The 11,170-nt window shown below is 35.3% G+C and carries 7 protein-coding genes and 3 other annotated features (1 of these 10 running past the window's edge); of the genes, 3 read left to right on the top strand and 4 right to left on the bottom strand.

Annotated features, from left to right (window positions below; translation table 11 throughout):
- Positions 1-71: 71 nt before the first annotated feature.
- Positions 72-320: a binding site (T-box leader), on the bottom strand.
- Between the two features lie 172 nt (positions 321-492).
- Complete coding sequence (gene aspS, locus AABL52_RS16230; RefSeq protein ID WP_341517937.1) at positions 493-1,791, bottom strand: aspartate--tRNA(Asn) ligase; 1,299 nt, start codon at positions 1,789-1,791, stop codon at positions 493-495.
- Positions 1,792-1,899: 108 nt separating this feature from the next.
- Positions 1,900-2,111: a binding site (T-box leader), on the bottom strand.
- A gap of 66 nt (positions 2,112-2,177) precedes the next feature.
- A complete protein-coding gene (locus AABL52_RS16235) occupies positions 2,178-3,533 on the bottom strand; it encodes a UDP-N-acetylmuramoyl-tripeptide--D-alanyl-D-alanine ligase (RefSeq protein WP_341517938.1) in 1,356 nt (451 codons plus the stop codon).
- A gap of 246 nt (positions 3,534-3,779) precedes the next feature.
- Between AABL52_RS16235 and AABL52_RS16240 the strand changes: the two genes are divergently transcribed.
- Positions 3,780-4,259: a hypothetical protein gene (locus AABL52_RS16240; protein WP_341517939.1), complete on the top strand. Its 480-nt coding sequence runs from the start codon at positions 3,780-3,782 to the stop codon at positions 4,257-4,259.
- 106 nt (positions 4,260-4,365) lie between these two features.
- Here AABL52_RS16240 and AABL52_RS16245 read toward each other — a convergent pair whose 3' ends face one another.
- A complete protein-coding gene (locus AABL52_RS16245) occupies positions 4,366-5,877 on the bottom strand; it encodes a M36 family metallopeptidase (RefSeq protein ID WP_016088089.1) in 1,512 nt (503 codons plus the stop codon).
- Positions 5,878-6,212: 335 nt separating this feature from the next.
- Between AABL52_RS16245 and AABL52_RS16250 the strand changes: the two genes are divergently transcribed.
- Positions 6,213-6,797: a TetR/AcrR family transcriptional regulator gene (locus AABL52_RS16250; protein ID WP_016088090.1), complete on the top strand. Its 585-nt coding sequence runs from the start codon at positions 6,213-6,215 to the stop codon at positions 6,795-6,797.
- 1 nt (position 6,798) lies between these two features.
- The gene (locus AABL52_RS16255) at positions 6,799-7,884 is read left to right on the top strand and encodes a DUF418 domain-containing protein (protein ID WP_341517940.1); all 1,086 of its coding nucleotides are present in this window, start codon (positions 6,799-6,801) and stop codon (positions 7,882-7,884) included.
- 52 nt (positions 7,885-7,936) lie between these two features.
- Here AABL52_RS16255 and ileS read toward each other — a convergent pair whose 3' ends face one another.
- On the bottom strand, positions 7,937-11,038 hold the full coding sequence (gene ileS / locus AABL52_RS16260) for an isoleucine--tRNA ligase (RefSeq protein ID WP_341517941.1): 3,102 nt from the start codon (positions 11,036-11,038) through the stop codon (positions 7,937-7,939).
- A gap of 54 nt (positions 11,039-11,092) precedes the next feature.
- Positions 11,093-11,170, bottom strand: a binding site (T-box leader) (it continues 162 nt past the right edge of the window).

Consider the following 11,170-nt stretch of genomic DNA (forward strand, 5'->3'; position numbering starts at 1 on the left):
CTATAAACCAATCCGAATAAACCCTCCATTTCTATTTCCATAAAATAAAAAAATGGCCTAGCGTCTCTATATAAAGAGACGCTAAGCCATTTACTTAACGCGGTACCACCCTTATTGATTCCATTATGAATCCACCTTAGTAGTAATCGTTTGATTACAAACCTAATATCGAAGGTTAACCGTTAAGATTTACTAAGAATGTGATTCCGTTCCACCTTACTGCTCCTAGGCGAGTTCAGGATGTCATTTGACTATGTCACACCAACCCATAGCTCTCTGTACAAATATACGACCTTACTACTCCTATTCAACACAATTAAATATTTAGAATATATTTTCTTTTGAAATTAATATGAAGTATATCGGTTATATGTGTAACTGTCAAGGGATATATTAAAATTTGATGAGAAAGTGTTGAATTATATTAATGAAGAAATAAAAAATCCGTTGTACTATTAAATAGCACAACGGATATACTTCCTTCCCCTATTATTAAGGGATAAGTCTTGTACAGTCCCTTGGAAAAGCACTCGCCTCTCGTACATTTGTTAATTCTAATAGTTTGTATACAACTCTCTCTAATCCAATTCCAAAACCACCATGCGGGGGACAACCGTATCGAAATGTATTTAAATAAGATTGAAATTTATCTGGATGTAATCCTTTTTCTTTAAAAGAAGCAAGTAACATTTCATAATCATGAATTCGCTGTGCCCCTGATGTTATTTCTAATCCCTTATATAATAAGTCGAACGAATCAGTAATAGATGAATTCTCTTTATTCGGCATTGTATACATCGGCCTAGTTCCTTTCGGATAATGTGTAATGAAAACTAACTCACTCTTATATGTTTCCTTCACATATTTTCCTAGTAACTTTTCACCTTCTGTATCTAAATCCCCAATTGGCGATTCTTTTAGGTACTTATTTTTCAAAACTTCTTGCGCCTCTAACAATGTAATTTTCGGTATTTCTGTAATTGCAGGTACTTCTATTTGTAATAGTTGTAGTTCTTTTTCACAGTTTTTTGCTACTTGTTGAAACATATATCGTAAAACATCCGTTTCTAATTGCATCACTTCATAAAAATCATGAATAAATCCAAGTTCTACGTCTAACGATATATATTCATTCAAATGACGGGAAGAATTATGATGTTCCGCTCTGTAAACAGGGGCAACTTCAAAAACACGTTCTAACCCTCCAGCTACCATCATTTGTTTATAAAACTGTGGTGATTGTGCTAAATAAGCTTCTTTTTGAAAGTATGGAAGTTTAAAAACATTTGCTCCTCCCTCTGCCCCTTGCGAAACAATTTTCGGAGTAAATATACGTGTGAAATCGTTCTCTACAAGAAATTCACTAAAGCTCTGAACGAGTGTAGATTTCACTTTAAATATCGCCTCGATTCGCTCATGTCTTAATGATAATACCCGCTCATTTAGTAGTTGATCTAAGCCAACTTGCAATTTCTTTTTATTTATTTCAAATGGAAGTGGTTCTGCACCATTTAATATTTTCACTTCGTGAGCAAGCACTTCAACTCCTAATTCTGTTTTCGAAGTCTCTACTATTTGACCAACTACTTGAACGACACTTTCCACATCTACCTTAAATCCAGCTAACTCATTTTCTAATACACATTGCATAACTCCTGAGCGATCCCTTATTAATAAAAAACTAACATTACCTAGATGACGAATCTTTTTTACCCATCCTTGAAGTAATACAACCTTTCCACTTTGCTTTTTACATTCTTTTGTGAGTGAACGCTTCATTATTGACTCCATTATTTTTCCCTCCAGTAATTTTATATTTATTTACGTTATTGTTGTTGTCATCGTCATCATCCACGATCACTCACCTCCTTTCAAAGAATACAAAAATCCGCCCCTATAAATAGGGACGGATTTTTCCGCGGTACCACCCAAATTGTCATAATGACCATCTTAGCCCTGATAACGGTAGGTACCGTTTGCTTTTACTAATAATCACGTTCAAAGCAACACTCACAGGTGTCTTTCCATCATGCGGTATCGCAACCTTCCCAGCAACCGGCTGCTCTCTGTAGACCTTTGCACCATGTACTTTTCCTGATCATCACTTTTTATATTTACAGAGTATTCTATCTCTTCGCTTTATAAAACGCAAGCCTTTTTAAATATATTTTCATTTTTCATATCCAATTTTGTACAATCTCCTCTAAAGCCATTCCACGTGAGCCTTTCAATAATACAACATCATTTTCCGTTATTACTTTTAATACTTCCTCTGCTATTTTGGTCTTATTATTAAATGACTGTACTTTTCCTGTATCATATTTCTTTCTTGCTTCTTCCGCTACAATTTCAGCTAACTCTCCATAAGTAAATACATATTGAATGCTCTCTTCATTTAACATTTTACCGATTTCTCTATGATATGTTTCAGCATTCTTCCCTAACTCCAACATATCCCCAATTACTATCATTTTTTTCTTATAGGCATTTAATGTCTGTAACGTTTCAATTGCAGCCTTCATTGAAGAGGGACTAGCATTCCACGCATCGTCAATAATTGTAAAACCTGTTTTGGCAGTTAAAAATTGAAAGCGCATATGAGTAATATTTACTTGCCGCAATGCTTCCTGTATTTTTTCTGTAGAGATATTGTAAAATTGACCTACGGCGATTCCGACAATTGTATTTAAAATATTATGTTTTCCATGTAAGGGAACATCGTACTGTATTTTTGAATCATTTAATTTAAAATGAACACCATATCCATCTAATTTCACGTTTGTTGGAAACAAATCATTTGTATACTTTTCACCAAATGCCTTACACTTTATACTCAATAGATTCTTATTTTTCAAAAGCAATGGTTCATCACCATTATACAAACATAATCCTTCATCTTTTAATCCATCAATAATTTCTAATTTAGCCTTCGCAATCTCTTCTCTTGATCCAAGCGTTTCTAAGTGAGACTGGCCAATCATTGTAATGATCACTACATCCGGCTGCGCTATTTTTGATAAGTTTCGAATTTGTCCTTTTTCACTCATTCCCATTTCAAGTATTAAAAACTCTGTATCTCGTTTCATTTCTAAAATTGTTAACGGCAAACCGATTTGACTATTTAAATTCCCCTTTGTTTTATGCACACGATAAATTGTACTTAAAATCGTGTTTACAATATCTTTTACCGTTGTCTTGCCATTACTCCCTGTAATTCCAATCACTTTTACATTTAGCTCTTCTCGGTAAAATTGTGCCAATTGTTGCAAAGCAAGCAAAGTGTCATCTACAAATATAATTGGCATCCCTTTTGGAGGAGTACCATAAGACTTTTTCCATAAGGAAGCGACAGCTCCATTATCCATTGCCTCTTTCACATAATCATGTCCATCTTTCAACCTAATGATTGGAACAAATACATTTCCTTCTTTAATGCTTTTGGAATCTATGCAGACACCATGTATCTCTATATGATGAAACGATTCTTGTAACCCTTCACCACCTACTACCTCTTCAAGTTTTTTCAAATTCATCTGGATCAAAGCATCACCCAATTTCCATTTTATTACATAATTACCGTTTTATTTACGCATATTAATAAAGTGAAACTTTAATCAATGGGGATTTTGTTCTTCCCCACTGATTATCAGCCCTCACCAATCGGGCTTTTACGGGAAGCCCGCCCCCCACCTAACTTCTTTACTTTCCCTCAATTTTGAGGTGGAGGGTCTGACTGTCCGGCAAATAGCGGGTTAAAAATTTCATAGCGAGGTGTTTATATGAAAAAAGCGATTAGTTTCTTTCTTCTTTTGTTATGTCTAATTGTAGTGAATGAAACGTACGCCTACTCACCAAAAGCTTTACCGATCTCCCAAAACTCTGATCAATGGAAAGTGAATATTGATGAACCGAAGAACAATGATAAAAATATGCTTCAAGCTAAAAAAGATGAATTTAATACATATCAATTTTCAGTAAAAAATGTTGGAAACAGTGAAGTATATAACGTACAAGTCGAAGTATTCCGCAACGAGCCAAAAACAAAAACGAAATATGAACTCTTTTCCCTAAAGGAAAGTCGTTTAGCAAGTGGAAAAACTGGATTTAGACATGCTAATTTTCCAGTTTCTACAAAAGCAGATGTAGTTGATGTAATCATTACTTGGCAAGAACACCCTTTCCGCTCCATGAGAAATGGTCAAAAAGTTGAGTCTCGAAAATTTAAAGAGCATTTTGTTTTTAAAGATGAGAAAAAATAAACGAATGTAGCTAAATCCACACTACCATTCATTTAGCTACCTTTACTAGTACCAGTTCATAAGCAAATTAAAAAGTCGTGGCTTATAAATGCCACGACTTTTTACATTAATTCGTACTAATTCCTCTTGCTGCCCAAATACGATCGATATCAGCAGCATGTTGTCCTCCATATAAAAGAGCATCCGCTTGCTTAATTGCTTTTGCTCCATCACGGAATTTAGAGTTTGGTGTTAATGACCAATGTGATTGTAAAATAATTTTCGTTGCTACATCACGTCCAAAAGCTTGTGCCATTTCGTATTGACCTTGCGCCCAAATTTCACCATCATCATGCACTTCATTCGTTATATCTTTCGGATATACTTTATTCGTATCTAATCGGCGTAAGCATGTTGGATCTGAACTAGAATAAGCTGTCGCATCCCATTCTCCAACACATGCTTTACCATATCCAGTAGTCGATACTGCATCTTCATATGTAGCACCTAAGAAGTCGCCAAATCCTTCTCCCATCGCTCCACCTTCTGCTGAACTACCAAAGCCAGGAACTTGGTTATCTTGAATCGAATGCCCATACTCATGTGCGATAATACCAGCATCTTCTGCATCATCAACACCTCCAGTACCGAAAGTTAAAGCTTTTGTTGATGGAGAATAGAATGAGTTATCATCAGTTGTACCATTAACATTCACTTTTATCGAACGGTTATTAATATTTTTAAAACCTAACCCTTGAATGTAACGCTGTAATGTATCGATATGATAATACGACATCACATCTTCAAAGCTATCATTTGCACGTGTATAGTTAAATTGTAAGTTTGTAGATTTTGTTTTTGCTTTTGAAGAAATCGTTACATACTCTCCAATTAAAAATCCTGTTCCATCTAAACCTTTTAACGTAACAGTCTTCAATTGGTTCGTTAGAGCTGTTGAATCTGCATCATTATTATCTTTTAGGCCAACTTTACTACCACTAGATACGACTGGGTTAGGTAAAAATACTTTTCCTGATCCTTCAGCTTTTCGATTTATATCAACCTTTTTAATTAACTTTCCATTTTCTGCATCAATAAATGTTTCCCATGCACCAAATGGATTATTAGAATGGACTACAACTTTATATACTGGACGAGCAATTCCTTCTTCAACAATATATCCGAACTCTTTATCTGTAGGAGCCCATAAATTTTGCTCACTTGCTTCTCCAACATACGCCATTGATTTTTGTATTGCATCTTTTTCACTAATTTTTGTCGTTACTTCCTTCACACCTGTAACAGGCTGATAATCAGAAACAGCGAGTACTCCCTTTCCCTCTCCGTTAAGCGTAACTGTTATTTGTTTTGAAAATACAGGTGCACCATTAACAACTTGTTGGAACCTAACATATGAAGCTACTGACGTTTCTGTTGTAGAAATATATTGCAAGTCTGAGAGGTCAGCTTTCAATCCATACTGCGCAGCATTTTCTTTTAAATATTCAGTTGCTTTTTTCTGCGGTGAATAAGCTTCTAGCTTTACTTGCTGTTGTTTTTCCAATGCCGAAACCGTAGAAATCGTCCCCATTACTAATGGCACAGTCATTGCCATTGCCACCATTTTTTTATTAAACATAGAACCACTCCCCCTAATAAAGTAGCTCAACCTTATCCCATTACCACTAGGCAATCATTCCCCACAAAATGGGGGGATAAAAATTGAATCTACGAGTAATTCTCTATAAACAATTCTATTACCTTTCCATTTAGGGTGAGTGAAATTTTCTCAATATTTATGTGTAAAGTAAAAACAATACTTTAGAAAGAAATTTCTAAATCCATTCCTTCCCTTCCCCCCGAAACTTTTCATATTACTGTGTAAAAAAATAGGCCGTTTTTTACCTAACGGTAGGTTGAAAAAATCACTTATGAATGATACGATGTTAATAACCTTTTTTTAGGAGGAACTATATGAGTAAAAGTGAAGAAACACTCTCTTCAATAATGGAAGCAAGTTATCGCCTTTTTGCTACGTACGGTATTGCTAAAACAACTTATACGATGATTGGTGAGGAGGTTGGTATCGCAAAACCATCTATATATTACTACTTTAAGTCTAAAGATGCCTTAATTGAATGTATTTTTACAGAATTATGTAAAGCGATGCAGTTCTCTTCGTATTTTCATACAGAAGAATTTACGAAACCAAATTTTATTGAAAAATGCACTGCAATTGGTCTTAAAATAATTGATGAACAGCGAAACGACCCTTATTTTAATCGTGTGTTGCAAGAGTATGTATTACTATCTTCCAGAAACAATATGTACAAAGATCGATTACTAACTGTGCAAACAGAATATTTACATGGATTTGAAGTACTCCTTACAAAAGCAAATGAACTTCAATTAATTGAAAATAAAAATTTAGTTTCAAAAGCTCATATGTTAGCATTAGTGCTTGATAATATCGGAAATTTTATGATGATTGACGCAAAGATAGATTATAAACAAATTTGGATTGAAGCTGTAAATAGCATTTTTGAAAGAAGGGATTGAAGTGAATACTAATAAGCGCATTATCGGCTTAGATTTTGCTAGAGCTTTGGCGATGTTTGGTATGCTACTTGTCAATTTCATGGTAATAACAGGTGCAGAAGGAAATGGTCCCCCTTTTTTAATAACCTTCATGTCAATATTTGAAGGTAGAGCTTCTGCTTTGTTTGTTATACTTGCAGGCATCGGTATAACTTTAATGACTAGGTCAGCCGTTGCTAGCAATGAACAAATAAAAATTTCTAATAGCCGAAAGACCATCTGGAAACGATCACTTTTCTTATTTATTTTAGGATTACTACTATATGTAATGGAGTGGACTGGGGATATATTACACTATTACGGTGTTTACCTTTTCATTGCTGCATTACTCATTACAGTACGCAAAAAAGTATTACTATTGCTATCTATTATTATCCTACTCATCGCACAATCTCTTCAGCTTACTTTTAATACTTTCGAGGGCTGGGGAGGTCCAACTCCATTTATAAATTATGTAGACTTCTGGACAATAAAGGGTTTTCTTCGCAACTTATTCTTTAATGGGTATCACCCAATTTTTCCTTGGTTCTCGTTCTTCTTAATCGGTATGATAATTGGCAGGTTAGATCTTCATAATAAGAAAATTAAAGAAAGATTACTCTTACTGGGTATTACAATCACAATATTAACAGAACTTTTATCAAAAGGACTTACACACTTTTTTATTCCATACATCGGCAAAGAAGCCGCCACATTTTTATTTAATACAGGACCCATTTTACCAAACATTTTATATATTTTATCTGCTACAGGATCCGCTATTACTATATTAATCATATGCCTCAATATCGCTGAAAAATATAGTAATACTTGGTTTGTCACTTCCATTGTACAAACAGGACAATTAACGTTAACTCATTATGTCAGTCATGTATTTATCGGTATTGGGACATTAATTCTATTAAATAGAATGGAACATCAATCACTACTATTCGTTTTATTATTTGCTACTGCATTTTTCATTTCCAGTATTTTGTTTAGCGTATTATGGAGAAAGAAATTTTCTAGAGGACCTATCGAATGGATTATGAGGAAATTAGCTAGTTAATTTACCTCCATACGAAAAAGGAAGTTGGAATGATTCCAACTTCCTTTTTTCTTTAATGAGCCGCGCTTAATTTAATTCGAACTTTTGCTTCACCTAAAGATAGTTCATCGTCTTCCTTTGTTAAATGATCAAATGTAAATTGCTTAACGAGTAAGTTTTCTTCCAACAACTCTTTATGATTCGTTAACGTTCGCTTTAGTTCTTCCTCTGTATCAAGAATAACATCGACTCGTAAATTAACCGGTAAATTCAACTGCTTACGATATTCTTGAACCGCTCGAATGAATTCACGCGCTACTCCTTCTTGTAACAATTCTTCCGTTACATTCGTATCTAACATAACTGTATATTTTCCGTTAGTCGTATTAGAGAATCCTGATTTTGCAACTTTCTCTACTAATACATCTTCAGCTGTTACCACTACTTCTTCTCCTGGTGCAGCTTCGTAAACTGCTCTTTCTGTAGATACAAAGTGTTGTACTTCTTCTTTTGATAATTGTTTTAGCCAGCCATTTAATGCATTCACATTTTTACCAAACTTCGGCCCAGCTGTTTTAAAGTTCAGCTTTAATTGATAGGACGTATATTTCGTTTCATCGAGTTCAACATGGAACGCTTTGACATTTAGTTCATCCATGACGATATCACGATACGATTCCCAATCCATATCATTCTCATTATGTGCTAGTAATACAAGTTCCGCTAACGGCTGTTTTACTTTTAAAGAATGCTGATTACGATTACTTCTTCCAAGTTCAACAACTTGTAAAACTGCATCCATTTCTGCTTCTAATTTCGGCTGAAGTAGTGATTCGTTCACAACTGGATAATCCTCTAAATGAACGCTACTTCCAGTTAAATTTAAATGAATATCTTCAGCGACAAACGGTGTAAATGGTGCGATTAATTTACTAATTGTCACAAGCACTTCATGAAGTGTCTCATACGCAGCTGCTTTTTCTGCATTCATACCAGATTCCCAGAAACGATTACGTGATCGTCTTACGTACCAGTTACTTACTTCATCTACAAGCGCCGCGATTTCACGAGCTGCATTCGTAAATTGATACTCATCAAGTGCTGTTCTCACTTTTTTCGTCGTGCTATGCAATCTTGATAATACCCATTCATCCAATTTCGTCCGCTTTACATCATACGTTTCTTTCGGATTATACTCATCTAAATTTGCATATAAAACGTAGAAGCTATACACATTGACTAATGTATCTACAAATTTAGATTTTGCTTCCAGTACTGTTCTTTCAGAAAAACGCTTCGCATTCCACGGAGCACTGTCAACGAGTAGCGCCCATCTTAAAGCATCTGCACCAAACTGATTTACTAAATCAACTGGATCTAGTGCATTTCCTTTACTTTTAGACATTTTCTGTCCTTCTTCGTCTAATACATGCCCTAGCGATAACACTCGCTTATAAGGCACTTTTCCTGTATATAGTGCTGATACTGCTAATAAACTATAAAACCAGCCGCGCGTTTGATCAATGCCTTCTGCAATAACATCTGCTGGAAACTGCTCTTCAAATAACTCTTTATTTTCAAATGGATAATGATATTGAGCAAATGGCATGGAACCACTATCAAACCAAACATCAATTACTTCTGGTGTACGATTCATTGTACTTCCGCATTTTTCGCAGCAAACTTGCACTTCATCTACATACGGCTTATGCAATTCTAAATCTTCTGGTGTTTCTTTCGTACTATGCTTTCTTAAATCAGCAATGCTTTTCGGTGCGAATTGATGATCGCAACTTTCACATTCCCATACATTTAATGGTGTTCCCCAATATCTATTTCGACTAATATTCCAGTCCACCATATTTTCTAAAAATTTACCAAAGCGTCCATGTTTCATATGGTCTGGATACCAAGTAACAGAATCGTTATTTTGTAAAAATGTATCTTTAATTGCAGTTGTTCGGATTAGCCAACTCTCTCCTGCATAATAAAGAAGTGGTGAATCACAGCGCCAGCAATGCGGATAGCTATGTTCATACTTTTCTTTATGATATAGTAAGCCTTCCTTCGCTAAATAACGAACGATATCCACGTCACAATCTTTTACAAATTTCCCTTTCAAAAATGGTACAGCTTCTGTATACTCACCTTTCTCATCTACAACATGCAAGAATGACAATCCTTCACTTTGAACGACTCTATAATCGTCCTCCCCATATGCTGGAGCGATATGAACAAGTCCTGTACCACTATCTGCCGTGACAAAATCTGCTTCAATAACATGGTAGCCATTCGTAACTTCTTTCATTGGAAATGGTGCTGTATAAGATGTGTTTACTAATTCATCACCTTTATGAACAGATAATATTTCATAGTCTTCTTTTAATACATCTTGTACACGTTCTTTCGCAACAATGTATACATGACCTTCTTGTTTCGCTTTCACGTACTCCATATTTGGATTTACAGCGAGCGCAACATTTGCTGGAAGTGTCCAAGGTGTCGTTGTCCACCCTAAGAAATATTCATTTTCACTATCTTTCACTTTAAACTTAACTGTTGCACTTAAATCTTTTACTGTTTTATACCCTTGTGCAACCTCATGTGAACTTAGTGAAGTTTGACAACTTGGGCAATATGGTGAAACTCTATGTCCCTTATACAATAAGCCTTTTTCATGAATCGTTCCTAAAATATGCCATACACTTTCGATATATGGATTCTCTAACGTAACGTATGGATCATCCATATCTACCCAATAACCGATGCTTTCAGTGAATTCACGCCACTGCTTCTCATATGTGAATACACTTTCTTTACACTTCTGAATAAATGGCTCAATTCCATACTCTTCAATTTCATGTTTACCAGAAATACCAAGTTGCTTCTCAACACCTAATTCTACAGGTAAACCATGTGTATCCCATCCCGCTTTTCTTAACACTTTATAACCAGCCATCGTTTTATATCTTGCTACTACATCTTTAATTGTTCGTCCAAGTGCATGACCTACATGCGGTAATCCATTCGCCGTTGGTGGTCCTTCATAAAACACAAAAGATTGTGCGCCTTCTCGATTCTGAATTGATTGCTCGAAAATACTTTGCTCGTTCCACTGCTTACGAATACGTGTTTCTCTCCCAACAGCTGACTCTTTTACATCTACTTTCTTCATCTACAATCACTCCTTTTGAATGTTTTAAAGCACACAAAAAACCCGTCCCTATGAAGTAGGGACGGGTTTAACCGCGTTACCACCCTAATTCTATTAGCTCTTCGCTAATAGCACTTAGCAACGTACTATCAT

The organism is Bacillus paramobilis (assembly GCF_038096195.1).
GTDB lineage: Bacteria > Bacillota > Bacilli > Bacillales > Bacillaceae_G > Bacillus_A > Bacillus_A mobilis.

Bases quoted from the DNA above. Each gene is read 5' to 3' on its own strand.
- AABL52_RS16235 (WP_341517938.1), bottom strand. From the start codon at position 3,533: ATGAATTTGAAAAAACTTGAAGAGGTAGTAGGTGGTGAAGGGTTACAA.
- ileS (WP_341517941.1), bottom strand. From the start codon at position 11,038: ATGAAGAAAGTAGATGTAAAAGAGTCAGCTGTTGGGAGAGAAACACGT.
- AABL52_RS16245 (WP_016088089.1), bottom strand. From the start codon at position 5,877: ATGTTTAATAAAAAAATGGTGGCAATGGCAATGACTGTGCCATTAGTA.
- AABL52_RS16240 (WP_341517939.1), top strand. From the start codon at position 3,780: ATGAAAAAAGCGATTAGTTTCTTTCTTCTTTTGTTATGTCTAATTGTA.
- AABL52_RS16250 (WP_016088090.1), top strand. From the start codon at position 6,213: ATGAGTAAAAGTGAAGAAACACTCTCTTCAATAATGGAAGCAAGTTAT.
- aspS (WP_341517937.1), bottom strand. From the start codon at position 1,791: ATGGAGTCAATAATGAAGCGTTCACTCACAAAAGAATGTAAAAAGCAA.